Here is a 23,205-nt window from a genome sequence, read left to right on the forward strand (position 1 = left end):
TCGCAGCGCGTGTTGCGCTGCACGATTTTTTTGAAGTAGTCGATGGCGTTTAGAGAATGAATACACAACAACTGGCGAAACTGCGTTCAATCGTGCCCGAGATGCGTCGCGTCCGGCACATTCACTTTGTTGGCATCGGCGGCGCCGGTATGGGCGGTATTGCCGAGGTGCTGGCGAATGAAGGCTACCAGATCAGCGGGTCCGATCTGGCGCCGAACCCTGTTACGCAACAGTTGGCGTCGCTGGGTGCGACCATCTATTTTAATCACCGTCCGGAAAATGTGCTGGATGCGAGCGTGGTCGTGGTCTCCAGCGCCATTCCCGCCGATAACCCGGAAATCGTTGCCGCACATGAAGCGCGTATCCCGGTGATCCGCCGCGCGGAGATGCTGGCCGAGCTGATGCGTTTTCGTCACGGTATTGCCATTGCCGGTACGCACGGTAAAACCACCACCACGGCGATGGTCTCCAGTATTTATGCCGAAGCGGGTCTCGATCCGACCTTCGTGAACGGCGGCCTGGTCAAAGCGGCGGGCGTGCATGCTCGCCTGGGGCACAGCCGTTATCTCATCGCGGAAGCGGATGAGAGTGACGCCTCGTTCCTGCATTTGCAGCCGATGGTGGCGATTGTGACCAACATCGAAGCCGACCATATGGATACCTACCAGGGCGACTTCGAAAATTTAAAGCAAACCTTTATAAACTTTTTGCACAACCTGCCGTTTTATGGACGTGCGGTCATGTGCGTTGACGATCCGGTGATCCGCGAGCTGCTGCCGCGTGTCGGACGTCAGATCACCACATACGGTTTCAGCGAAGATGCTGATGTCCGCATAGAGAGCTTCAAACAGATTGGTGCGCAGGGTCATTTCACCCTGGCACGTCAGGATAAAGAGCTGCTGCATGTGACGCTTAACGCGCCAGGACGTCATAACGCCCTTAACGCTGCGGCAGCCGTTGCGGTCGCCACAGAGGAAGGCATTGACGACGAGGCGATTCTGCGGGCCCTGGAAAGCTTCCAGGGAACCGGGCGCCGTTTTGATTTCCTCGGCGAGTTTCCGCTGGAGGGGGTTAACGGCAAAAGCGGCACCGCGATGCTGGTGGATGACTACGGACACCACCCGACAGAAGTGGATGCCACGATCAAAGCGGCGCGCGCGGGCTGGCCGGACAAAAATCTGGTTATGCTGTTCCAGCCACACCGTTACACCCGTACCCGTGACCTGTACGATGATTTCGCGAATGTGCTCTCGCAGGTTGATACGTTGCTGATGCTCGAAGTGTACTCAGCGGGTGAGGCGGCCATTCCGGGTGCCGACAGCCGTTCGCTGTGCCGTACCATTCGTGGGCGCGGCAAGGTCGACCCGATTCTGGTCTCCGATCATGCACAGGCGGCAGCCATGCTTGCCCCAGTGTTGACCGGCAATGATTTGATTCTGGTGCAGGGGGCAGGAAATATCGGCAAAATCGCCCGTACACTGGCCGAAATCAAACTTAAGCCGCAAATTTCGGAGGAAGAGCATCATGGCTGATAAGATTGCGGTCCTCGCTGGCGGCACCTCGGCTGAGCGCGAGGTCTCCCTGAACTCTGGCGCCGCGGTGTTGGCCGGGTTGCGGGAAGGCGACGTTGATGCGCACCTGGTCGATCCGAAAGAGATCGACGTGACGCGCCTGAAAGAGATGGGTTTTGACAAAGTGTTTATCGCGCTGCACGGTCGCGGCGGTGAAGACGGCACGTTGCAGGGCTTGCTGGATATCATTGGCCTGCCTTATACCGGCAGCGGCGTGATGGCGTCGGCCATCTCTATGGACAAACTGCGCAGCAAGCTGCTCTGGCAGGGCGCCGGGTTACCGGTTGCGCCTTGGGTGGCACTGACACGCCGTGAATTTGAGCAGGGCCTTGACGCCAGCGTCACTGAACGTATTGCAGCGCTGGGATTGCCAGTGATTGTGAAACCCAGCCGTGAAGGCTCAAGCGTAGGAATGTCTAAAGTAGACGAAGCAGGCGATATATCATCTGCATTAGCGCTGGCATTTCAACATGATGAAGAAGTTCTGGTTGAAAAATGGCTAAGCGGACCGGAATTTACCGTTGCGATGCTCGGGGAAGAAATTTTACCGTCAATTCGTATCCAACCTGCCGGAACCTTCTATGATTATGAGGCGAAGTATCTCTCTGATGAGACGCAATATTTCTGCCCAAGTGGTCTGGATGCCGGGCGTGAAGCATTATTAAGCGCTCTGGTGCTAAAAGCCTGGCATGTTCTTGGCTGCCGTGGTTGGGGAAGAATCGACGTCATGCAGGATAGCGACGGGCAATTTTATCTGCTGGAAGCCAATACCTCACCGGGTATGACCAGCCACAGTCTGGTGCCGATGGCGGCTCGCCAGGCGGGAATGAGCTTCTCGCAGCTGGTGGTCCGCATTCTGGATCAGGCGGGCTGATATGTCTCAGGCTGCGCTGAACACGCGAAACCGCGATGAGGAAGAAGAATATATTTCCCGGCGGAGTAATGGAACGCGTCTTGCAGGGATCACCTTCCTGCTCGCCGTGCTGTGTACTGTGTTTGTTAGCGGCTGGATGGTGCTCGGCTGGATGGAAGATGCACAACGTCTGCCTCTGTCGAAACTGGTGGTAACGGGTGACCGTCACTACACGCGTAATGATGATATTCGTCAGTCGATCCTGGCATTGGGATCGCCCGGCACCTTCATGACGCAGGATGTGAACATTATTCAGAGTCAGATTGAGCGCCTGCCGTGGATTAAACAGGCAAGCGTCAGAAAGCAATGGCCTGATGAATTGAAGATTCATCTGGTTGAATATGTACCCATTGCGCGTTGGAATGATCAGCATATGGTTGACGTAGAGGGAGTTTCTTTCAGCGTCCCGGCCGATCGTGTCAGCAAGCAAAATTTACCTATGTTATATGGGCCGGAAGGCAGCGAAAACGAAGTGCTGGAAGGTTTTCGTAGCATGGGGAAGGTGCTGGCTAAGGATCGTTTTACCCTGAAACAGGCTGCAATGACGGCGCGTCGTTCCTGGCAGTTGACGCTGACGAACGATATTAAGCTGAACCTGGGGCGGGGTGACACGATGAAGCGTCTGGAACGTTTTGTAGAACTCTATCCCGTTCTGCAGCAGCAGGCGCAGGCTGAAGGCAAAAGGATTAGCTACGTTGATTTGCGCTATGACTCAGGCGCATCGGTCGGGTGGACCCCGGCCCCGGTTGAGGAACCTAATCAGCAACAGAATCAGGCTCAGGTACAGGCAGAATAACAATGATCAAGGCGACGGACAGAAAACTGGTAGTAGGACTGGAGATTGGCACTGCGAAGGTTGCTGCTTTAGTAGGGGAAGTTCTGCCCGACGGTATGGTCAATATCATTGGTGTGGGTAGCTGCCCCTCCCGTGGTATGGATAAAGGTGGGGTAAACGACCTCGAGTCGGTGGTGAAATGCGTACAGCGCGCCATCGATCAGGCCGAACTGATGGCAGATTGCCAGATTTCCTCCGTGTATCTGGCACTCTCTGGCAAACATATCAGCTGCCAGAACGAGATCGGTATGGTGCCGATCTCAGAAGAAGAAGTCTCGCAGGAAGACGTCGAGAACGTAGTGCATACTGCGAAGTCGGTGCGTGTCCGCGATGAACATCGCGTACTGCATGTGATCCCGCAGGAATACGCCATCGATTATCAGGAAGGCATTAAAAATCCGGTGGGGCTTTCAGGCGTGCGTATGCAGGCAAAAGTGCACTTGATCACATGTCACAACGATATGGCGAAGAACATTGTTAAAGCCGTGGAACGTTGTGGCCTGAAAGTTGACCAACTTATTTTCGCCGGTCTGGCGGCAAGTTATTCGGTGCTGACTGAAGACGAACGTGAGCTGGGCGTCTGTGTCGTCGATATCGGCGGTGGTACTATGGACATGGCCGTCTACACCGGCGGAGCGCTGCGCCACACCAAAGTTATCCCTTATGCAGGGAATGTGGTCACCAGCGATATCGCGTATGCCTTTGGTACGCCACCGAGCGATGCTGAGGCGATTAAAGTGCGCCACGGGTGTGCGCTGGGCTCTATCGTTGGTAAAGATGAGAGCGTCGAAGTGCCGAGCGTCGGTGGTCGTCCGCCGCGCAGCCTGCAGCGCCAGACGTTGGCCGAGGTCATTGAGCCGCGTTATACCGAGCTGCTCAACCTCGTGAACGAAGAGATTTTGCAATTACAGGAACAGCTTCGCCAGCAGGGGGTTAAACATCATCTTGCGGCGGGGATTGTATTAACCGGCGGCGCGGCGCAAATTGAAGGTCTTGCGGCTTGCGCTCAGCGCGTGTTCCATACGCAGGTGCGCATTGGGGCACCGCTGAACATCACCGGTCTGACGGATTATGCTCAGGAGCCGTATTACTCAACGGCAGTGGGCTTGCTTCATTACGGGAAGGAAACCCATCTTAGTGGCGAAGCAGAAGTAGAAAAACGCACGTCGGTGGGTTCGTGGTTTAAACGAATCAACACCTGGCTGCGAAAAGAGTTTTAATTTTTGTAAGAGACCGGAGAGAATTAACGGTTTCAGGCGACAGGCACAAAACGGAGAGAAACTATGTTTGAACCTATGGAACTGACCAACGACGCGGTGATTAAAGTCATCGGCGTCGGTGGCGGCGGCGGTAATGCTGTAGAGCACATGGTGCGCGAGCGCATCGAAGGCGTTGAATTCTTCGCGGTGAACACCGATGCGCAGGCACTGCGTAAGACGGCTGTTGGCCAGACAATTCAGATCGGCGGCGGCATCACCAAAGGGCTGGGCGCTGGGGCAAACCCGGAAGTCGGCCGTAACGCTGCAGAAGAAGATCGTGAAGCACTGCGTGCGGCACTTGATGGTGCAGACATGGTGTTTATTGCCGCAGGCATGGGCGGTGGTACCGGAACCGGTGCTGCGCCAGTTGTTGCTGAAGTGGCTAAAGATTTAGGTATCCTGACTGTTGCCGTTGTGACCAAGCCTTTCAACTTTGAAGGCAAGAAGCGTATGGCGTTTGCAGAGCAGGGTATCACCGAGCTGTCCAAGCATGTGGACTCGCTGATCACTATTCCAAACGACAAACTGCTGAAAGTGCTGGGTCGTGGCATCTCTCTGCTGGACGCTTTTGGCGCGGCGAACGATGTTCTGAAAGGCGCAGTCCAGGGTATCGCCGAGCTGATCACCCGTCCAGGCCTGATGAACGTCGACTTTGCTGACGTGCGCACCGTGATGTCCGAAATGGGCTACGCGATGATGGGTTCCGGCGTGGCGAAAGGTGAAGACCGTGCAGAAGAAGCCGCTGAAATGGCGATCTCTTCTCCGCTGCTGGAAGATATCGATCTGTCTGGCGCGCGCGGCGTGCTGGTTAACATCACTGCGGGCTTCGACCTGCGTCTGGATGAGTTCGAAACCGTGGGTAACACCATTCGTGCGTTCGCCTCTGATAACGCAACCGTGGTAATCGGTACTTCCCTTGATCCGGAAATGAACGATGAGCTGCGCGTAACGGTTGTTGCGACCGGTATCGGTATGGACAAACGTCCTGAGATCACCCTGGTGACCAACAAAACTGCACAGCAGCCGGTGATGGATCGCTACCAGCCGCACGGCATGGCACCATTGACCCAGGAGCAGAAACCCGCAGCTAAGGTGGTGAATGACAATACGCCACAAACGCAGAAAGAGCCGGATTATCTGGACATTCCAGCATTCCTGCGTAAACAAGCTGATTAAGAATTAGCTGGAATTAGGGAATTTACGCTCTTTGTGCTAAACTGGCCGCCCGATAGTGATGTACACTCTCGGTTGGATAAGTAACTTGGCGAGATTATACGATGATCAAACAAAGGACATTAAAACGTATCGTTCAGGCGACAGGTGTCGGTTTACATACCGGCAAGAAAGTCACCCTGACGTTGCGCCCTGCGCCGGCCAATACCGGGGTCATCTATCGTCGCACCGACTTGAATCCACCGGTAGATTTCCCGGCTGATGCCAAATCTGTGCGTGATACCATGCTCTGTACTTGCCTGGTGAATGAGCATGACGTGCGGATCTCTACCGTAGAGCACCTGAATGCCGCCCTGGCGGGTCTGGGTATCGACAACATTATTGTTGAAGTCGATGCGCCGGAAATCCCGATTATGGATGGCAGTGCTGCACCGTTCGTCTACCTGTTGTTGGACGCCGGCATCGAAGAACTGAACAGTGCGAAGAAATTCGTACGTATCAAAGAGACCGTTCGTGTCCAGGATGGCGACAAATGGGCTGAATTCAAGCCGTTTAATGGTTTTTCGTTGGATTTCACCATCGACTTCAACCATCCGGCGATTGATTCCAGCACCCAGCGCTATGCGATGAACTTCTCTGCTGATGCGTTTATGCGTCAGATCAGTCGAGCGCGTACGTTTGGTTTCATGCGTGATATCGAATATCTGCAGTCCCGCGGCCTGTGCCTGGGCGGCAGCTTCGATTGTGCCATCGTTGTTGACGATTATCGCGTACTGAACGAAGACGGCCTGCGTTTTGAAGACGAATTCGTTCGTCACAAAATGCTGGATGCGATCGGCGACCTGTTCATGTGTGGTCACAACATCATTGGTGCGTTTACCGCGTATAAATCCGGTCACGCACTGAACAACAAATTGTTGCAGGCTGTTCTGGCAAAACAGGAAGCCTGGGAATATGTGACCTTCGAAGACGAAGCTGAACTGCCTCTGGCATTCAAAGCACCGAGCACGGTTCTGGCGTAACGGTAAATTCCGTTATGTAAATTCGACTGGTTGACCTGGCACTCTCTCCGGCCAGGAAGACCAGTCGTTTTTGTTTTTATCTTCCCCGTATTGCTGTAGTCAATGGCTCGTTTGCTGATTTCATCACCATTTTTAACCTCCTCTGTGGCGCATTACTGCTGCTGCAACCCGGCTTTAGTGTTACTATCTGGGCGCGAAAATATAAAAATCATACGGTGAGCCTGAAGGTTCACTTACTTGTGGTGGGGCAATTGAGCGGAATTCTGACGCGCTGGCGACAATTTGGCAGACGTTACTTCTGGCCGCATCTCCTTCTGGGGATGGTCGCGGCGAGTCTTGGCCTGCCCGCGCTCAGCAGTAACACCGAAACCGCAAATCCGGCAAAGACCACCACCACCCGCCACGATCTGAGCACGCGGGTCAATTTCACGAATCTCGCCCTGCTGGAAGCGAACCGCCGACCCAATTTCACGGTGGATTACTGGCATCAGCATGCGATTCGTACCGTCATCCGGCATCTCTCCTTTGCCATGGCGCCGCAGGCGTTACCTGTTGTCGAAGAGCCTTTACCGGTACAGGCGCACCATCTGGCGCTGCTCGATACACTCACCACGCTGCTTACGCAGCAAAGCAAGCCGCCGGTTATTGTCCGTCAGGTCGCGCTTGCCACACTTTATCCACAAACCGCTTTCTCTGTGTCCGCCTGGATTAGCCAGGTGCAGGGCATCCGCGCCGGACCTCAACGCCTCAGCTAAATTAACCGTTGTTCAATACCTTAATTTAACTGCCCATCATGGGGCGTTTGAGAATTTATTATGTTAATCAAATTACTAACAAAAGTTTTCGGTAGTCGTAACGATCGTACCCTGCGCCGCATGCGCAAAGCCGTCAGCGTCATCAACAGCCTTGAGCCGGCGATGGAAAAACTCTCTGATGAAGAGCTGAAAGCCAAAACCGCTGAATTCCGTGCCCGCCTTGAAAAAGGTGAAACCGTTGAAAGCCTGATCCCGGAAGCGTTCGCCGTGGTGCGTGAAGCGAGTAAGCGCGTGTTTGGCATGCGTCATTTCGACGTGCAGCTGCTGGGCGGGATGGTGCTGAACGACCGCTGCATCGCTGAGATGCGTACCGGTGAAGGTAAAACCCTGACCGCAACCCTGCCTGCCTACCTTAACGCCCTGTCGGGTAAAGGTGTGCACGTGGTTACCGTCAACGACTATCTGGCGCAGCGTGATGCCGAAAACAACCGTCCACTGTTCGAATTCCTCGGTATGACCGTCGGGATCAACATGTCTGGTTTGCCGGCCCCTGCGAAACGCGAAGCCTATAACGCCGACATCACCTACGGGACCAACAACGAATACGGCTTTGACTACCTGCGTGACAACATGGCCTTCAGCCCGGAAGAGCGCGTCCAGCGTAAGCTGCACTATGCGCTGGTGGATGAGGTGGACTCCATTCTGATCGACGAAGCGCGTACGCCGCTGATCATCTCTGGTCCGGCTGAAGACAGCTCCGAGATGTATCGCAAAGTCGATAAAATCATTCCGCACCTGATCCGTCAGGAAAAAGAGGACTCCGACACCTTCCAGGGTGAAGGTCACTTCTCCGTTGATGAAAAAGCCCGCCAGGTGAACCTGACCGAGCGCGGTCTGGTGCAGATCGAAGAGCTGCTGGTTGCCCAGGGCATTATGGAAGAGGGCGAGTCACTCTATTCCCCAGGCAATATCATGCTGATGCACCACGTCACTGCCGCCCTGCGCGCCCACGTGTTGTTTACCCGTGACGTGGACTACATCGTTAAGGATGGCGAAGTTATTATCGTCGACGAACATACCGGCCGTACCATGCAGGGTCGTCGCTGGTCCGACGGTCTGCATCAGGCCGTTGAAGCCAAAGAAAATGTCGATATCCAGAACGAGAACCAGACGCTGGCATCCATTACCTTCCAGAACTACTTCCGTCTGTACGAGAAGCTGGCAGGGATGACCGGTACGGCGGATACCGAAGCCTTCGAATTCAGCTCCATCTATAAGCTGGATACCGTAGTCGTTCCAACCAACCGTCCAATGATCCGTAAGGATATGCCGGACCTGGTCTACATGACCGAAGCGGAAAAAATTCAGGCCATCATCGAAGATATTCGCGACCGTACCGCCGCAGGCCAGCCGGTTCTGGTGGGGACTATCTCCATCGAAAAATCGGAAGTGGTCTCCAATGAGCTGACCAAAGCCGGGATCAAACACAACGTCCTGAACGCCAAGTTCCACGCTAAAGAGGCCGATATCGTTGCCCAGGCGGGCTATCCGGCAGCCGTGACCATCGCCACCAACATGGCGGGTCGTGGTACCGACATCATGCTGGGCGGTAGCTGGCAGGCTGAAGTGGCTGCGCTGGAAAACCCAACCCCGGAACAGATCGCGCAGATCAAAGCCGACTGGCAGGTTCGTCACGATGCGGTTCTGGCTGCGGGCGGTCTGCACATCATCGGTACGGAACGTCACGAATCCCGTCGTATTGACAACCAGCTGCGTGGCCGTGCGGGTCGTCAGGGTGATGCCGGTTCTTCACGCTTCTATCTGTCGATGGAAGATGCGTTGATGCGTATTTTCGCCTCTGACCGTGTGTCGGGCATGATGCGTAAACTGGGTATGAAACCGGGCGAAGCGATTGAACACCCGTGGGTGACCAAAGCCATCGCCAACGCCCAGCGTAAAGTGGAAAGCCGTAACTTCGATATTCGTAAGCAGCTGCTTGAGTATGATGATGTGGCCAACGACCAGCGTCGCGCTATCTACACCCAGCGTAACGAACTGCTGGACGTTTCCGACGTGAGCGAAACCATTAACAGCATTCGCGAAGATGTCTTCAAAGCGACTATCGATAACCATATTCCACCGCAATCTCTGGAAGAGATGTGGGATGTTGAAGGTCTGCAGGCGCGTCTGAAAAACGACTTCGACCTGGATCTGCCGATTCAGGAGTGGCTGGATAAAGAGCCGGAGCTGCATGAAGAGACCCTGCGCGAGCGTATTTTCGCTAACGCCCTTGAGGTCTATAAGCGTAAGGAAGAGGTGGTTGGCGCTGAGATGATGCGTCATTTCGAAAAAGGCGTGATGCTGCAAACCCTGGACTCCCTGTGGAAAGAGCACCTGGCAGCGATGGACTATCTGCGTCAGGGTATTCACCTGCGTGGCTATGCGCAAAAAGATCCGAAGCAGGAGTACAAGCGTGAATCCTTTGCGATGTTTGCCTCTATGCTTGAATCACTGAAGTACGAAGTGATCAGCACCCTGAGCAAAGTCCAGGTGCGCATGCCGGAAGAAGTGGAAGAGATGGAACAGCAGCGTCGTGAAGAAGCGGAGCGTCTGGCTCAGATGCAGCAGCTTAGCCATCAGGACGACGAAGAAGCCGCCGCCGCCGCAATTGCCGCGCAGTCCGGTGATCGTAAGGTCGGTCGTAACGATCCGTGCCCGTGCGGTTCCGGTAAAAAATACAAACAGTGCCATGGCCGTCTGAGCTAAGCCTGTAAAACACGTAAAAGGCGCAGATATCTGCGCCTTTTTTATGGATGCAAGACAATGAAAATACTGCAAATCGCTGTCGGGATCATTCGTAATTCCGATAACCAAATCTTTATTACCCAGCGCGCGGCCGATGCGCACATGGCGAATAAGTGGGAGTTTCCTGGCGGTAAGATTGAGTCCGGCGAGACGCCGGAACAGGCGCTTATCCGCGAGCTTCAGGAAGAGGTGGGCATCACGCCGCGCGGTGCGACCCTGTTCGATAAACTGGAATATACCTTTCCCGATCGCCATATCACGCTGTGGTTCTGGCTGGTGGAAAACTGGGAGGGGGAACCCTGGGGCAAAGAGGGACAGCCTGGAAACTGGGTGACGCTGAACGCGCTGGATGCCGATAAATTCCCACCGGCAAATGCGCCTGTCATTGCGCGTTTAGTGGCGGACTGACTGGCCTGCGAGCGAGGTGCCGGCAGGCCATGGGGACATTACTGCTGCTCTTCGCTCCAGTCATCGCTGTCGGACATATCGCCTGAGCTTGGAATGCGTTTCTCTTCCGCAGCCCACTCGCCCAGATCGATTAGCTGGCAGCGCTTGCTGCAAAAAGGGCGGAACGGGCTCTGTTCGCCCCAGACAACGGGCTTGCCACAGGTGGGGCAGTTCACGGTGATGACTTCAGACATCTTAACTCCTTAGCAGCACGCCAGTTCAAAGTCGAGGCGTTCCGGCACCAGACCATGTTCACTGTCGAGCGGCATGAAACGGATCGCAAAGCGGCTCTTATGGCCTGAAATTTGCGGGTAAAGCTGATCGGCAAGGGAGAGCTGCAGGCGCAGGAGATCCGCATCTTCACCGTTATCCTGATAAAAACCATTCAGGCTGGTTTGCTTGCGGAATGGCGCTGAATTGCGGATTAAATCCAGGATCAGCGACAGCGCCTGGTTCAGCGGCTCAAGGCTGTTCAGCCAGCTTTGCACCTGCATATCGCGCTGTTCCTGCGGCATATGCAGCCAGATATGCAAGGTCGGTAAATCGAAACTGCAGCAGCCGCCGGGAATGCTCAGACGCTGACGCACCAGGGCGACCAGGCGGTCTTCACGCAAAAACTGGCCGATACGCGGCGCCGCCATTAATACGCCGCTGCTGTTTTTCAGCTGCTGGCGCAGGCTGTCGATGCGGCTGTTATCCACCCCCGGCACTTCTGCCCAGGCCTGCAGTTTACGCTGCTGGCGCTCCAGCTCTTTCAGTAATTCTGTGCGGACTTCGCCACGCTCTAACACATCCAGCAGATCGCTCACGTTGCGGAAAAAGTGCAGCGCCGTGGTGTGGTCATGAACCGGAAGCAGGCCGGAAAGCTGCTGGATCAAAAATTCGATGCGCAGCCAGGTGCGCATTTTTTCATTGAGGGGATGCTCGAAAAGAACATGGGTGTGCATTAGGCTTTTTCCTGTAAAACGGCCTGCGCCAGATATTGCTGATGCAGGCGAGCCACATCCGATGCAATGGCATCCGGTGAGCCGTTATTATCAATCACATCATCCGCGACGGCCAGGCGCGCTTCACGCGTGGCCTGCGCGGCAAGAATTTGTTCCGCATGTTCACGCCCGACGTTATCACGGGCGATGGTGCGCTGAATTTGTGTTGCCGGAGAGACGTCAACAACCAGTACCCGGTCCGCTTTGTCATGGAGATTATTTTCCACAAGAAGCGGGACAACCCAGAGCACATAGGGTGAAGTCGCGTGTGCTATCTGTTTCTGCGTCTCCTGCTGGATAAGCGGGTGAAGCAGGGCGTTAAGCCAGGCTTTCTCTTCAGGATGCGTGAAAATGCGTTCGCGCAGCATTCGACGATTAAGGGTGCCGTCAGGCTCGATAATGTCGCTGCCGAAATGGTCTGCAATAGCGCGTAGTGCGGGTGTACCTGGCTCTACCACCTGGCGGGCAAGGATGTCGGCATCAATTATCGTGATACCCAGACGAGAGAAGGCGTCAGCCACAGTGCTTTTGCCACTGCCAATGCCTCCCGTTAATGCAACGATGTACCCCATTAAATAAAATCCTGGGAAATATTCATTATTGATATCAATTGCTTAAGATTTAATCTTTTATCAGCGAAGATTAAGCCCTGCTTACGTACTTTTTACCAGGTAAATTTATAGGATTGTAGCGTAAAAAAAGTGATTTTCGCAGTCTTGCGCAACAGGTATTAGTGCGTATGATAGCGTCACTGGAGTTGTGTGTTACGTTTTTCGACATTTACCCCAGTACCCCAGGAATCCGCAAATGCGTATCGAAGAAGATTTGAAGTTAGGTTTCAAAGACGTTCTTATCCGCCCTAAACGTTCTACTCTGAAAAGTCGCTCCGACGTTGAACTTGAACGTCAATTCACCTTTAAGCATTCCGGTCAGACCTGGTCTGGCGTACCTGTTATCGCCGCTAACATGGATACCGTCGGAACGTTTGCGATGGCAAAAGCGCTGGCTTCCTTCGACATTCTGACCGCTGTACACAAGCACTACAGCGTGGAAGAGTGGAATGCGTTTGCAGGCTCCGTATCTGAAAACGTGCTGAAGCACGTGATGGTCTCTACCGGCACCTCTGATGCCGATTTCGAAAAAACGAAACAGATCCTGATTGCTAACCCAAACCTTAACTTCATCTGTATTGATGTTGCGAATGGTTATTCTGAACACTTCGTTCAGTTCGTCAGCAAGGCGCGTCAGGCCTGGCCGACCAAAACCATTATTGCAGGTAACGTGGTTACCGGTGAAATGTGTGAAGAGCTGATCCTCTCCGGGGCAGATATCGTGAAAGTGGGGATTGGTCCGGGTTCTGTCTGCACCACGCGCGTTAAAACCGGCGTTGGTTATCCGCAGCTGTCAGCAGTGATCGAGTGTGCTGACGCAGCCCACGGTCTGGGTGGTCAGATCATCAGTGACGGTGGATGCACCATGCCGGGCGACGTGGCAAAAGCATTCGGCGGCGGCGCAGACTTCGTGATGCTGGGCGGTATGCTGGCTGGCCACGAAGAGAGCGGCGGTACCGTTGTTGAAGAAAACGGTGAAAAATTCATGCTGTTCTACGGCATGAGCTCTGAATCGGCCATGAACCGCCACGTGGGTGGTGTTGCGCAGTATCGTGCCGCTGAAGGTAAAACCGTTAAGCTGCCTCTGCGTGGCCCGGTTGAAAATACCGCGCGTGATATCCTGGGTGGCCTGCGTTCAGCATGTACCTATGTGGGGGCGTCCCGCCTGAAAGAGCTGACCAAGCGCACGACCTTTATCCGCGTTCAGGAGCAGGAAAACCGCGTTTTCAACAGCCTGTAATGCTTCTCGCTGGCGCGTTTTCGCGCCAGCGTTATCCCGCACTCATCGCATCCCCCAGATGGAAAATCGGTAGATACATCGCGACCACCAGCGTGCCGATAATCAATCCCGTCACAATCAGCAGTACTGGCTCCAGCAGTGAGGCTAAATTGTCGGCCTGCTGAAAGGTCTGCTCATTATGATGCTGCGCCAGGTTGCTCAGCATGGTGTCCAGCGCGCCCGATGCTTCGCCTGTGCGTACCAGCTGAATGCAGAGTGGCGTAAAAATTTCTGCCTCATTCAGGGCTGACCAGATGGGCAACCCCTGCATAATGCGATGCCGTATCGCCTGTAATTTCTCCTGCCAGAAGGGGCACTCCAGCGTCTCCTCCGTACTTTCCAGCCCTTGTATAAAGGCGATGCCCGCCTGTTGCGTGAGCGAGAGAACGGTGAATATCTGGCTGAGCTTTTGCCCCCGTACCAGCGGACCAATCACCGGGCTATTCAGCAGCAGACGCTGGGTGGCATATCGCCATCGTCGTTTGCGGCGAAGAAACAGCAGGCCGGATGTTATCGCTATAAGACTGAACAGTAGCGCCGCCCCCCGCTCCTGAAGCACGTTTGCCAGCCCCATCACTGCCCGCGTCAGGGCAGGTAACGGGGTGTTAAAGGTTTTATAGATAGCGGCAAACTCCGGCAGCACGAGCGTCACCATCGCCAGCACTACGGCGAAAGCCAGACCGAGAATGATTACCGGATAACGCAGCGCTTTTATTACCTTTGCGCTGAGTTGTTGCTGGGTTTTTTGCTGCTGCGCGAGCTGGCGACAACATTCGTCCAGCTTGCCGGTCAGCTCCCCGGTTTTGATCATCGAAACATAAAGCGGCGGAAAAACATGCGGCCATTTTTTCAGGGCGTCAGAGAAGGCACACCCGGCACTGAGATCGTCGGCGACGCTTTGCAACAACGCCTGCCATTGTCTGGCCGGGTGCTGCTGCGCCAGAAGCGCCAGCCCTGCCGACAGGGTTAACCCCGCCTGTAGCAATGTCGCCAGCTGATGGATAATGTCGTAGCGATGCTGCGCCTGCCACCGTGTCTGTTGCACGCATCGCCTGAGTTCCAGGGGAACGAGCGCTTTGCCATGCAGGATAGCCCATGCCGTTTGTTTGTCGGGTGCCCAAAGCGCGCCCGCCTGCCGCTCCCCCTGCGGGCTGAGTGCCCGCCAGCGCCAGAGTTGATTACCTGCCATCGGGCGCGCCCAGCATCTGCACCAGCTCTTCGAGGGTGGTGTGCCCCTGTTCTACCGCCATGCAGCCATGCTCAAACAGCGTGGTCATACCCGTCTGTCGGGCCAGCTTTTCGATCTCTTCCACCGACGCTCCGCTGGCAATGGCGGTGCGCAGCTCGCGGGTGATTACCATCACCTCGAAGATTGCCACCCGGCCATAAAAACCGTGGTAGCAGCGGTCGCAACCCACCGGCAGCCAGTGCGGCAAAGGGCGAGGCCACAACGCCTGGGGCAGGGGGGCATCCCGGCGGGCCTCCTGACGACAGTGCGGGCACAGCCGACGTACCAGCCGCTGGGCGATCACCAGAGACAATGCCGAAGAGATCATCCAGCGCGCCACGCCCATCTGCTGCAGGCGAACCAGCGTTTCGGCGGTAGAGTTGGTATGCAGCGTCGACAGCACAAGATGGCCAGTCTGGGCGGCATTGATCGCGATCCCGGCCGTTTCGCCATCACGTATTTCGCCCACCATGATGATGTCTGGATCCTGGCGTAGAAATGCACGCAATACGCTCTGGAAGGTTAACCCCGCCCGGGGGTTTATGGGGGTCTGGTTTAGCCCCTCGAGCGGGATTTCGACAGGATCTTCTACGCTGCAGATGTTCACAGCGGGCGTATTCCGGGCCTGTAACGCGCTGTAAAGGGTAACGGTTTTACCGCTGCCGGTGGGGCCCGTCACCAGAATCAGCCCCTGGGATTTATGCAGCGCTTCGGCGAATAATCGCTGCTGGATGGTGCTCATGCCCAGCTGATCCAGCAGGAGCGCCTGCTGCTCCTGCTGCAAAAGCCGCAGCACGATTTTTTCTCCATTGCGACAGGGAAGCGTGGCAATTCGAAACGAGACGGGGGCGCCGGAGAGCTCAACCGTAAATTGTCCATCCTGGGGTAAGCGCCGCTCGGCGATATCCAGATTGCCCAGCACCTTCAGCCTGGCGATCAGCGTAGTGCCCAGTTCGGACGAAAGAGGCTGTTGCGGATACAACACGCCGTCGATGCGTAACCGGATCTGCCAGCTCTCGTCGGCGGGCTCGATGTGAATATCCGATGCCCGCTGGCTCATCGCCTGCATCAGGGTGCGGTTGAGGATCTCAATGGCGGAGCGGGTTGAGATGGCGGCCACAGGCAGATGCGAGTCTGACGCGGTTTGCCGGTGCTTTTCCATTCTCTCGCTGGTCCAGCATTCGATATCTATCCTTTTCTGCGTCGCGAAACGTAACGCCTCCAGCAGCCCAACAGGCGGGTTACCCACCACGGCAATCGTGATGCTGTCCGGGGCGCTGGTCAGCAACAAAGCGTTGTGACGCTGACACAGCGCGGTGAGCTGGTCAGAATTCATTGCACGTTCTCCTCGCCAGCCGTAAAGCGGAACACCTCTTCACAGGCCTGCTTCAGCGCGCTGTCGTTGGCAATGGTGCAAACGCGCGTCCAGCCGGTGATGCCGTTGCCGTTATTCCATTGCGGCGTCATCACGACCTCCAGACCGTTCAGGCTCTCCTGACCCGTCAGGGTAACGGTACCCTTGACAATGCTCATGGCTGAGACATAGCGGGAGGTGGCAGGGGAGGGAACGCCGTTGACGCCCGCGTCGCAGCTTTCTGTCCCGCCATGATCGAGCGCGCAGAGTTCGACGGCGGTACGGTAGGGCAGGAAGGTTTGCAGCATGTCAGTGAGGGCGGCTTTTCGCAGGTAGTTCTGATAGGCCGGAATGCCGATGGCGCTAAGAATGGCGACGATGCCGATGACGACCATTAGCTCGATGAGGGTAAATCCTTTTTGTCTTTCCATGAGTCGCTCCTTGTGTGAACTGGCGCTACTGTGGCAGCACGGCAGAGCAGGGGCGAGCGGCAAAAATCATTTTGGGAAGCAGGATTCAGCGAGGAGTGTTGATGTTACAGCGTGATACAAGGGGGTTGCGAGAAGGGTCGGAAATCGGGGGAGCCCGGCCTCGGCAGACCGGGCTGAAGTCAGCTAGCGAAAGCGCATCGACAGATCGAGGGCGCGAATGTGTTTAGTCAGTGCGCCAACGGAGATGAAATCGACGCCGGTTTCGGCAAATTCACGTAAGGTTTCACGCGTCACGTTGCCAGAGACCTCGAGACGGGCCTGACCATTGGTACGCTTCACGGCTTCACGCATCTGCTCAGTTTCGAAGTTATCCAGCATGATGATGTCGGCACCCGCTTTCAGCGCGTCTTCCAGCTCCTGCAGGCTTTCTACTTCCACTTCGACCGGCACATCCGGATGCAGCCAGAAGGCTTTTTCTACCGCCTGGCGAACGGAGCCGGAGGCGATAATATGGTTCTCTTTAATCAGGAAGGCATCGGACAACCCCAGGCGATGGTTGGCGCCGCCGCCGCACAGCACGGCATATTTCAGCGCGGTACGCAGGCCGGGCAGGGTTTTGCGCGTATCCAGCAACTGGGTATTTGTGCCTTCCAGCAGGTTGACGTAGCTGCGCACTTCGCTTGCCACGCCCGAGAGCGTCTGGACAAAGTTCAGCGCGGTGCGTTCACCGGTGAGCAGGACGCGCGATGGCCCTTCCAGTTCAAAGAGCGGCTGGTTAGCCACAATGCTGTCGCCATCTTCGACATGCCACGTCACCTGAACGCCATCCCCGGCCAGTTGCGTAAAGACCTCTTCCACCCAACGTTTGCCACAGAAAACGCCATCCTCACGGGTGATGACAACTGCATGGGAACGGGCATCCTCCGCCAGCAGCTGGGCGGTAATGTCGTTGTCTGCGTTGACGTCTCCACCCAGATCTTCGCGCAGCGCATTGGCGACGCTTGCCGGAATATCCATATTTATACGTTCCAGCAGTACGTTACGTCTGTGGTCGGGGTTGTAGCGGCGTGGCGGCATGTTAAAACTCCAAATTGGTAACGAATCATAAGATTGAAACATGCTACTCTGAACCGGGAATCAGCACCATATATAAGGAGATCCTGCATGCACTCAGAACATGGCTGGCTGGTGGAGGCTCGGCGTGTTCCTTCGCCACACCATGATTGCCGTCCAGAGGATGAAATCCCGTCGCTGCTGGTTGTGCATAACATCAGCCTGCCGCCCGGCGAGTTCGGCGGCCCGTGGATTGACGCGTTATTCACCGGGACAATCGATCCCGATGCTCACCCCTTTTTCGCAGAAATTGCCCACCTGCGCGTTTCTGCCCATTGTCTGATTCGTCGTGACGGCGAGATCGTCCAGTATGTTCCTTTCGATAAACGCGCCTGGCATGCGGGCGTTTCTCAGTATCAGGGGCGTGAACGCTGCAACGATTTTTCCATCGGTATTGAGCTCGAAGGGACAGATACGCTGCCCTACACCGATGCCCAATATCAGCAACTGGCTGCGGTAACGCGCACGCTGATTTCACTCTACCCGGGTATCGCCCACAACGTGACTGGGCACAGCGATATTGCGCCGCAGCGCAAGACCGATCCCGGCCCGGCGTTTGACTGGGAACGATTCAAAACCCTGCTTACCGCCCTGTCAGAAAAGGAGATGACATGACGTTATTTACCATGCTGCTGGTGTTGATTGCCGAGCGTTTGTTTAAGCTGGGCGAGCACTGGCATCTGGATCATCGGATGGAAGTGCTGTTTCGTCGCATCCGCCACTTTTCCATGATTCGCACACTGCTGATGACGGCGGGCGTGATGGTGGTGGTATTCCTGCTGCTGCGGTCGCTGTATGGCCTCTTCTTCAACGTGCCGCTGCTGGTGGTGTGGATCCTGCTCGGTGTACTCTGTATTGGCGCAGGTAAGGTTCGTCTGCACTACCATGCCTACCTGAAGGCGGCCACTAACGGTGACCTGCATGCCCGTGGGGCGATGGCCAGCGAGCTGACCTTAATTCACGGTATTCCGCCGGAGTGCGATGAACGCGAGTTTTTACGCGAACTGCAGAATGCGCTGCTGTGGATTAACTACCGCTTCTATCTGGCGCCGTTGTTCTGGTTTGTGGTGGGCGGCGCGTGGGGCCCGGTTCTGCTGATGGGCTATGCGTTTTTACGCGCCTGGCAGAGCTGGCTGGCACGTTATCTGACCCCGCACGAGCGGTTGCAGTCTGGTATCGATGCGATCCTGCACGTGGTGGACTGGCTGCCGGTGCGGCTGTTCGGCGTGGTGTATGCCCTGATCGGCCACGGCGAGAAAGCCCTGCCGGCATGGTTCGCCTCGCTGGGCGATCGCCACACCTCGCAATATCTGGTGTTAACACGTCTGGCCCAGTTCTCCCTGGCCCGCGAGCCGCACACGGATAAGATCGCAACGCCGAAAGCGGCGGTCTCGATGGCTAAGAAAACCTCTTTTGTGGTGGTGGTGATTGTGGCGCTGCTGACCATCTACGGCACGCTGATCTAAACCAGCGCGCCGCAGGCTTCAGAGTGTATCAGCTGACGGGATGCCGAAATCGGGCATCCCGTTTTCGTTCCAGTTTACGGTTTTCAGGCGGGTGTGGCGGTTTGGATCGTACAGCGGATCGCCTTCGATTTCGGTGTAGTTGCGCGCATGGTAAACCAGCACGTCTTCCCCCTCCGGCGTTTGGGTAAAGCTGTTATGTCCCGGTCCGTACTGGCGATTCTCGTAGCTGGTGGTGAACACCGGCTGCGGGGATTTATGCCAGTTCGCCGGGTTACGTGGGTCAGCATTGAGGTCGATCCAGAGCAGTCCCATGCAGTAGTTTTCATCGGTGGCGCTGGCGGAGTAGCTGATAAATAGCCGATCGCCGTGGAACAGCACCGCCGGACCTTCGTTGACCCAGAAACCGCGGCACTCCCAGTCATATTCCGGTTTGCTGAGCATCACCGGATCGCCTTTGAGCGTCCATGGGTTTTCCATTTCGCACAGATAAAGGTTCGAGTTACCGGTGATATCCGGGGCTTTTTGCGCCCAGAGATACCAGCGTTTACCCTGATGGACAAAGGTGGTGGCATCCAGCGCAAAGGTATCAAAGTGCGTTTTGATCTGCCCCTTCTCTACCCATTTGCCGGTGAGCGGGTCGCTGTCGGCGCACTCCAGGGCATACATCCGGTGCTGGAACATGCCCAGCTCGTCCAGCGCCTGGGTGTGGGCCGCCGCGAAGTAGATGTACCATTTGCCGTCGATAGCATGCAGTTCCGGGGCCCAGATCAGATTACCCATCGGGCCGCTGTCGGGCTTATGCCAGACCACGACCTCTTGTGCGCTGCGCAGCCCTTCCAGCGAGTCGGCGCGGCGGATTGCCAGCCGGTCATACTCCGGAACCGAGGCAATAAAGTAGTACTGCCCTTCATGATGAAGAATGTACGGATCGGCGCGTTGTTCAATAAACGGGTTTGGCCAGGTTTGCATTCGGCTCTCCTTATTTCGTCTCAGCGGCGCTGAGTTCCTGATACTCGTTCAGCTCGCGGTAGTTATTGCGACGCTTCTCCAGGTCTTCCTGGATCCGCTTCATCGTTTCGCGGTCGACCTTCAGCAGACGCACCACGCCTGCGGTAATGAGGTATCCGATGCCAGGGATAACGGTGAAGAGCAGGACGATACCGTTGATGGCGTCAGCGCTTTGCGCTTTTGCGCCGGCATCATAACCGTACCAGGAGAGCAGGAAGCCCACCATGGCACCGGCAATGGCCAGACCCAGCTTGAGGAAGAAGATATTGCCGGAGAAGCTGATCCCGGTGATACGTTTCCCGGTTTTCCATTCGCCGTAGTCATCCACGTCGGCCATCAGGGACCAGTGCAGCGGGGATGGGATCTGGTGCAGGATGTTCAGCAGGAAGTAGAGCACCACAATGGTCACGGTGGCTTTTGGATCGAAGAAATAGAAGGCGCAGGAGAAGATCGCCAGCGCAATGTTGGTCCAGAAGAAGACCTTCAGTTTACACCAGCGGTCGGTCAGCACTTTTGCCATAACGCTGCCGAGCATCATGCCCACCACACCCAGGCTGATAAACAGGGTCGCAAAGTGGGTGCTTTGGCCCATCACCCAGGTGACGTAATACATGGTGGCCGCCATGCGGATAAAGCCAGGGCAGACGTTACACAGGGTCAGCAGCAGGATGCGCACCCACTGGTCGTTCTTCCAGACATCTTTCAGATCGTTTTTCAGTTCGTCATGGGTCTGTACCGCCGGGCGCACACGTTCGCGCACCGTGGCGAAGCAGAACAGGAACATGCAGGTGCCAATCAGCGCCAGCACGGTCATGGCCATCTGATAACCTTTGGCTTTGTCCTCGCCGCCGAACCAGTCGGCCATCGGCAGCAGCGTCAGCGACAGCAGCAGCGTGGCAATACCCACCAGCACAAAGCGGTAGGACTGGCAGGCAACACGCTCTTTAGGATCGTTGGTGATCACCCCGCCCAACGAGCAGTAGGGAATGTTAATCGCCGTATAGGTCAGAGAGAGCAGGAAGTAGGTGACGAAGGCATAGATAACTTTGCTGTTGTAGGTCCAGTCCGGGGTGGTGAACATCAGGATGCTGAAGAGCGCATAGGGGAAGGCGATCCACAGCAGCCATGGACGAAATCGCCCATACTTACTGCGGGTACGGTCGGCAATAGCCCCCATAATCGGGTCGGTAACGGCATCAATTACGCGTACCGAGAGCAGCAGTACGCCCACCAGGGCCGGTGCCAGGCCAAAAATATCCGTATAAAAATAATTCACAAACAACATGATGGCGCCAAAGATGATGTTGCACCCGGCATCACCCATCCCATAGCCGATCTTTTCTTTCACTGATAATTTATTGTTATCCATCGACGTTTCTCCGAGTAGCGGTATGGAGAGAATTATTCGCTGGCAAAGGAAAATATGCGTTGCAATATAACGTCGCTGATATGGATAAAATTGCTGTTGAAGGGAAAGTGTGAGGAAGGTAACAACCCTCTGCGTCCGGGAGGACGCAGAGGGGAGAGGATTAGTGCGCTTTTACCGTTTTAGCATTTTTCTGCTTACACATGTAGCCCACCCCGAGGATCACAATCCATACCGGGATCAGGTAGACCGAAATGGCCATGCCTGGGGTCATCAGCATAATAACCAGTACGGCGGCCATGAACAGCAGGCAAACCCAGTTACCCAGCGGGTAGAGCAGGGCAGGGAAACGTGTTTTCACGCCCTGCTGCTGCTTGGCACGACGGAACTTCATGTGCGCCAGGCTAATCATCGCCCAGTTGATCACCAGGGCAGAGACCACCAGCGCCATCAGCAGGCCGAAGGCCGATTCCGGCGCCAGGTAGTTGATGAGCACGCAGAGTGCGGTCACCACAGCCGACACCAGGATGGTGTTCACCGGTACGCCACGTTTATCCACAGAGAGCAGCGCTTTCGGGGCGTTACCCTGCTGGGCCAGGCCGAACAGCATACGGCTGTTGCAGTAGACGCAGCTGTTGTAAACCGACAGCGCCGCGGTCAGTACTACTACGTTCAGCGCGTTCGCTACTAAAGTGTCGCCCAGCTCGTGGAAGATGAGGACAAACGGGCTGGTATCTGCGGTGACGCGGGTCCATGGCAGCAGGGAGAGCAGCACGGCCAGCGAGCCCACATAGAAGATCAGGATACGGTAGATAACCTGGTTGGTCGCTTTCGGGATGCTCTGCTCCGGGTTGTCTGCTTCCGCGGCGGTGATACCCACCAGCTCCAGCCCCCCGAAGGAGAACATGATGATCGCCATCATCATCACCAGTCCGGTCATGCCGTGCGGCAGGAAGCCGCCCTGATCCCACAGGTTGCTGACGCTTGCCTGCGGGCCGCCATTGCCGCTGAAGAGCAGCCAGCCGCCGAACAGGATCATCGCCACAACGGCGATAACTTTAATAATGGCAAACCAGAACTCCATCTCGCCGAACACTTTCACGTTGGTCAGGTTAATGGCGTTGATGACCACAAAGAAGACTGCCGCTGAGGCCCAGGTTGGGATTTCAGGCCACCAGAACTGGATATATTTACCGACCGCGGTCAGTTCCGCCATCGCGACAAGAACATAGAGGACCCAGTAGTTCCAGCCGGACGCGAAGCCGGCAAAACTGCCCCAATATTTATAAGCAAAATGGCTGAAGGAACCGGCTACCGGTTCTTCAACCACCATCTCGCCCAACTGACGCATAATAAGGAATGCGATAAAACCGGCAATGGCATAGCCCAGAATAATACCCGGCCCGGCAGACTGAATAACCGATGCGCTACCCAGAAACAGGCCGGTACCGATCGCACCACCGAGGGCAATAAGCTGGATATGGCGGTTTTTAAGGCCGCGCTTTAGCTGATCGCCGTGCTGTTGACCTTCCATTATAAAACCTCGTGTGTGGTTGTTATGTTCACGCTCTGGCGTGTGTAAT

At 55.8% G+C, this 23,205-nt stretch carries 22 protein-coding genes; 12 read left to right on the forward strand and 10 right to left on the reverse strand.

The features are described 5' to 3' along the window. Nucleotides 1-56: 56 nt before the first annotated feature. The 9 genes from murC to mutT all read left to right on the forward strand — a co-directional run bounded on the left by murC (nt 57) and on the right by mutT (nt 10,741). Nucleotides 57-1,532, forward strand: a complete 1,476-nt coding sequence (gene murC / locus GNG29_RS03955; protein WP_103178271.1) for a UDP-N-acetylmuramate--L-alanine ligase — start codon at nt 57-59, stop codon at nt 1,530-1,532. Then, nucleotides 1,525-2,445, forward strand: coding sequence for a D-alanine--D-alanine ligase (locus tag GNG29_RS03960; RefSeq protein ID WP_103178272.1), 921 nt, complete (start codon nt 1,525-1,527; stop codon nt 2,443-2,445). The genes murC and GNG29_RS03960 overlap by 8 nt, the downstream gene beginning before the upstream one ends. Before the next feature lies 1 nt (nt 2,446). After that, entirely contained in the window at nt 2,447-3,280 is an 834-nt protein-coding gene (ftsQ, locus tag GNG29_RS03965; RefSeq protein ID WP_156653915.1) for a cell division protein FtsQ, read from the forward strand. 2 nt (nt 3,281-3,282) lie between these two features. Beyond that, nucleotides 3,283-4,539: a cell division protein FtsA gene (gene ftsA / locus GNG29_RS03970; protein WP_103178274.1), complete on the forward strand. Its 1,257-nt coding sequence runs from the start codon at nt 3,283-3,285 to the stop codon at nt 4,537-4,539. Nucleotides 4,540-4,602: 63 nt separating this feature from the next. After that, complete coding sequence (ftsZ, locus tag GNG29_RS03975) at nt 4,603-5,754, forward strand: cell division protein FtsZ (protein WP_103178275.1); 1,152 nt, start codon at nt 4,603-4,605, stop codon at nt 5,752-5,754. Nucleotides 5,755-5,855: 101 nt separating this feature from the next. Further along, a complete protein-coding gene (gene lpxC / locus GNG29_RS03980) occupies nt 5,856-6,773 on the forward strand; it encodes a UDP-3-O-acyl-N-acetylglucosamine deacetylase (protein WP_103178276.1) in 918 nt (305 codons plus the stop codon). 251 nt (nt 6,774-7,024) lie between these two features. After that, on the forward strand, nt 7,025-7,528 hold the full coding sequence (secM, locus tag GNG29_RS03985) for a secA translation cis-regulator SecM (RefSeq protein WP_139156317.1): 504 nt from the start codon (nt 7,025-7,027) through the stop codon (nt 7,526-7,528). A 60-nt stretch (nt 7,529-7,588) separates the two neighbouring features. Then, entirely contained in the window at nt 7,589-10,294 is a 2,706-nt protein-coding gene (gene secA / locus GNG29_RS03990) for a preprotein translocase subunit SecA (protein ID WP_103178277.1), read from the forward strand. Between the two features lie 57 nt (nt 10,295-10,351). After that, nucleotides 10,352-10,741: an 8-oxo-dGTP diphosphatase MutT gene (mutT, locus tag GNG29_RS03995; protein ID WP_103178278.1), complete on the forward strand. Its 390-nt coding sequence runs from the start codon at nt 10,352-10,354 to the stop codon at nt 10,739-10,741. 38 nt (nt 10,742-10,779) lie between these two features. Here the strand turns inward: mutT and yacG are convergent, their stop codons facing one another. Genes yacG through coaE form a run of 3 tightly spaced genes read right to left on the reverse strand, consistent with a single transcriptional unit; the run spans nt 10,780 to nt 12,338 of the window. Next, nucleotides 10,780-10,974: a DNA gyrase inhibitor YacG gene (gene yacG, locus GNG29_RS04000; protein ID WP_156653916.1), complete on the reverse strand. Its 195-nt coding sequence runs from the start codon at nt 10,972-10,974 to the stop codon at nt 10,780-10,782. 9 nt (nt 10,975-10,983) lie between these two features. After that, entirely contained in the window at nt 10,984-11,727 is a 744-nt protein-coding gene (zapD, locus tag GNG29_RS04005; protein WP_103178280.1) for a cell division protein ZapD, read from the reverse strand. Then, on the reverse strand, nt 11,727-12,338 hold the full coding sequence (coaE, locus tag GNG29_RS04010; RefSeq protein WP_103178281.1) for a dephospho-CoA kinase: 612 nt from the start codon (nt 12,336-12,338) through the stop codon (nt 11,727-11,729). The genes zapD and coaE overlap by 1 nt, the downstream gene beginning before the upstream one ends. A 235-nt stretch (nt 12,339-12,573) precedes the next feature. On the opposite strand from coaE, the gene GNG29_RS04015 reads away from it, so the two are divergent. Continuing rightward, a complete protein-coding gene (locus GNG29_RS04015) occupies nt 12,574-13,617 on the forward strand; it encodes a GMP reductase (RefSeq protein WP_103178282.1) in 1,044 nt (347 codons plus the stop codon). Between the two features lie 31 nt (nt 13,618-13,648). Here the strand turns inward: GNG29_RS04015 and hofC are convergent, their stop codons facing one another. The 4 genes from hofC to nadC form a co-directional block, all read right to left on the reverse strand. Beyond that, nucleotides 13,649-14,845, reverse strand: a complete 1,197-nt coding sequence (gene hofC, locus GNG29_RS04020) for a protein transport protein HofC (protein WP_103178283.1) — start codon at nt 14,843-14,845, stop codon at nt 13,649-13,651. Further along, nucleotides 14,835-16,220: a type II secretion system protein GspE gene (gene gspE, locus GNG29_RS04025; protein ID WP_103178284.1), complete on the reverse strand. Its 1,386-nt coding sequence runs from the start codon at nt 16,218-16,220 to the stop codon at nt 14,835-14,837. Before gspE ends, hofC begins: the two co-directional genes overlap by 11 nt. Next, nucleotides 16,217-16,669, reverse strand: a complete 453-nt coding sequence (gene ppdD / locus GNG29_RS04030) for a prepilin peptidase-dependent pilin (protein ID WP_156653917.1) — start codon at nt 16,667-16,669, stop codon at nt 16,217-16,219. The genes gspE and ppdD overlap by 4 nt, the downstream gene beginning before the upstream one ends. A 183-nt stretch (nt 16,670-16,852) precedes the next feature. After that, nucleotides 16,853-17,746 carry a carboxylating nicotinate-nucleotide diphosphorylase gene (gene nadC / locus GNG29_RS04035; protein WP_114315885.1) on the reverse strand — a complete coding sequence of 298 codons (894 nt, stop codon included), beginning with the start codon at nt 17,744-17,746 and terminating at the stop codon, nt 16,853-16,855. A gap of 87 nt (nt 17,747-17,833) precedes the next feature. On the opposite strand from nadC, the gene ampD reads away from it, so the two are divergent. Next, nucleotides 17,834-18,397, forward strand: a complete 564-nt coding sequence (gene ampD / locus GNG29_RS04040; protein ID WP_103178287.1) for a 1,6-anhydro-N-acetylmuramyl-L-alanine amidase AmpD — start codon at nt 17,834-17,836, stop codon at nt 18,395-18,397. Next, nucleotides 18,394-19,248, forward strand: a complete 855-nt coding sequence (gene ampE, locus GNG29_RS04045; protein ID WP_103178288.1) for a beta-lactamase regulator AmpE — start codon at nt 18,394-18,396, stop codon at nt 19,246-19,248. Before ampD ends, ampE begins: the two co-directional genes overlap by 4 nt. Before the next feature lie 18 nt (nt 19,249-19,266). On the opposite strand, the gene GNG29_RS04050 is transcribed toward ampE, so the two are convergent. The 3 genes from GNG29_RS04050 to aroP form a co-directional block, all read right to left on the reverse strand. Next, the gene (locus GNG29_RS04050; RefSeq protein ID WP_103178289.1) at nt 19,267-20,217 is read right to left on the reverse strand and encodes a family 43 glycosylhydrolase; all 951 of its coding nucleotides are present in this window, start codon (nt 20,215-20,217) and stop codon (nt 19,267-19,269) included. Between the two features lie 10 nt (nt 20,218-20,227). Beyond that, nucleotides 20,228-21,625 carry a glycoside-pentoside-hexuronide (GPH):cation symporter gene (locus GNG29_RS04055; protein ID WP_103178290.1) on the reverse strand — a complete coding sequence of 466 codons (1,398 nt, stop codon included), beginning with the start codon at nt 21,623-21,625 and terminating at the stop codon, nt 20,228-20,230. A 160-nt stretch (nt 21,626-21,785) separates the two neighbouring features. After that, nucleotides 21,786-23,156 carry an aromatic amino acid transporter AroP gene (aroP, locus tag GNG29_RS04060; RefSeq protein WP_139156318.1) on the reverse strand — a complete coding sequence of 457 codons (1,371 nt, stop codon included), beginning with the start codon at nt 23,154-23,156 and terminating at the stop codon, nt 21,786-21,788. Nucleotides 23,157-23,205: the final 49 nt, after the last annotated feature.

The sequence above is a fragment of the Leclercia sp. Colony189 genome (genome assembly GCF_009740165.1).
Classification (GTDB): domain Bacteria; phylum Pseudomonadota; class Gammaproteobacteria; order Enterobacterales; family Enterobacteriaceae; genus Enterobacter.

Coding starts and splice junctions, on each gene's coding strand:
- murC (WP_103178271.1), top strand. CDS start 57: ATGAATACACAACAACTGGCGAAACTGCGTTCAATCGTGCCCGAGATG.
- GNG29_RS03960 (WP_103178272.1), top strand. CDS start 1,525: ATGGCTGATAAGATTGCGGTCCTCGCTGGCGGCACCTCGGCTGAGCGC.
- ftsQ (WP_156653915.1), top strand. CDS start 2,447: ATGTCTCAGGCTGCGCTGAACACGCGAAACCGCGATGAGGAAGAAGAA.
- ftsA (WP_103178274.1), top strand. CDS start 3,283: ATGATCAAGGCGACGGACAGAAAACTGGTAGTAGGACTGGAGATTGGC.
- ftsZ (WP_103178275.1), top strand. CDS start 4,603: ATGTTTGAACCTATGGAACTGACCAACGACGCGGTGATTAAAGTCATC.
- lpxC (WP_103178276.1), top strand. CDS start 5,856: ATGATCAAACAAAGGACATTAAAACGTATCGTTCAGGCGACAGGTGTC.
- secA (WP_103178277.1), top strand. CDS start 7,589: ATGTTAATCAAATTACTAACAAAAGTTTTCGGTAGTCGTAACGATCGT.
- mutT (WP_103178278.1), top strand. CDS start 10,352: ATGAAAATACTGCAAATCGCTGTCGGGATCATTCGTAATTCCGATAAC.
- yacG (WP_156653916.1), bottom strand. CDS start 10,974: ATGTCTGAAGTCATCACCGTGAACTGCCCCACCTGTGGCAAGCCCGTT.
- zapD (WP_103178280.1), bottom strand. CDS start 11,727: ATGCACACCCATGTTCTTTTCGAGCATCCCCTCAATGAAAAAATGCGC.
- coaE (WP_103178281.1), bottom strand. CDS start 12,338: ATGGGGTACATCGTTGCATTAACGGGAGGCATTGGCAGTGGCAAAAGC.
- GNG29_RS04015 (WP_103178282.1), top strand. CDS start 12,574: ATGCGTATCGAAGAAGATTTGAAGTTAGGTTTCAAAGACGTTCTTATC.
- hofC (WP_103178283.1), bottom strand. CDS start 14,845: ATGGCAGGTAATCAACTCTGGCGCTGGCGGGCACTCAGCCCGCAGGGG.
- gspE (WP_103178284.1), bottom strand. CDS start 16,220: ATGAATTCTGACCAGCTCACCGCGCTGTGTCAGCGTCACAACGCTTTG.
- ppdD (WP_156653917.1), bottom strand. CDS start 16,669: ATGGAAAGACAAAAAGGATTTACCCTCATCGAGCTAATGGTCGTCATC.
- nadC (WP_114315885.1), bottom strand. CDS start 17,746: ATGCCGCCACGCCGCTACAACCCCGACCACAGACGTAACGTACTGCTG.
- ampD (WP_103178287.1), top strand. CDS start 17,834: ATGCACTCAGAACATGGCTGGCTGGTGGAGGCTCGGCGTGTTCCTTCG.
- ampE (WP_103178288.1), top strand. CDS start 18,394: ATGACGTTATTTACCATGCTGCTGGTGTTGATTGCCGAGCGTTTGTTT.
- GNG29_RS04050 (WP_103178289.1), bottom strand. CDS start 20,217: ATGCAAACCTGGCCAAACCCGTTTATTGAACAACGCGCCGATCCGTAC.
- GNG29_RS04055 (WP_103178290.1), bottom strand. CDS start 21,625: ATGGATAACAATAAATTATCAGTGAAAGAAAAGATCGGCTATGGGATG.
- aroP (WP_139156318.1), bottom strand. CDS start 23,156: ATGGAAGGTCAACAGCACGGCGATCAGCTAAAGCGCGGCCTTAAAAAC.